We start from the raw sequence: 488 nt of genomic DNA on the forward strand, positions 1-488 counted from the left end.
GGTTAGGTTCAAGGCAGGCCACTCCGCTATCATCAGCATCTTTTCATTGCTTGCGAGGCAGCAATGAACATCGAATCGATCGTCGACGTTAATCGTGACAGGCTTCGAACTGGTATCCTTCGTTTTCTCGAGTCCGAGGTGCTGAAACCATTCATTGACCAGGGCACAGTAGATATCTTGCGTCGCCACAGTTAGCTCCTCCAATACGAATGAATTTTCATAGTTACTGATCAGAAATGCCTGACCTTGAATCAGGCCGCATAGCGGATCGATCTATTCCCGCACGGCATGTCGGGTCCACAACGCGAACGACATCTTCAACTGGTCGGGCATCTGGCCGCGCAGCAGCGCGCGAATGTCGACTTCCCGTTGCTCCGTCAGCGCACGACCTCGATTCCCCTCGCCCCCACCGGGTTTGTCGCGCAAAGCCGTCGCACCATCGAGCGCGTACCGCTTGCGGATGTCGAACGCCCCAGACGGGACAGGTC

General features: G+C 55.7%; 1 protein-coding gene and 1 pseudogene. Both read right to left on the bottom strand.

All coding sequences use genetic code 11. The features are described from left to right. On the bottom strand, positions 1 to 189 hold a 189-nt coding region (locus J5M58_RS26465; protein WP_207880318.1), incomplete at its 3' end, for a hypothetical protein. Between the two features lie 87 nt (positions 190 to 276). After that, positions 277 to 402: pseudogene (locus J5M58_RS28155) on the bottom strand (IS630 family transposase); the annotation flags it as partial. Between the last annotated feature and the right edge of the window lie 86 nt (positions 403 to 488).

The organism is Pseudomonas sp. 32_A, from assembly GCF_017490905.1.
Lineage (GTDB): Bacteria > Pseudomonadota > Gammaproteobacteria > Pseudomonadales > Pseudomonadaceae > Aquipseudomonas > Aquipseudomonas inefficax.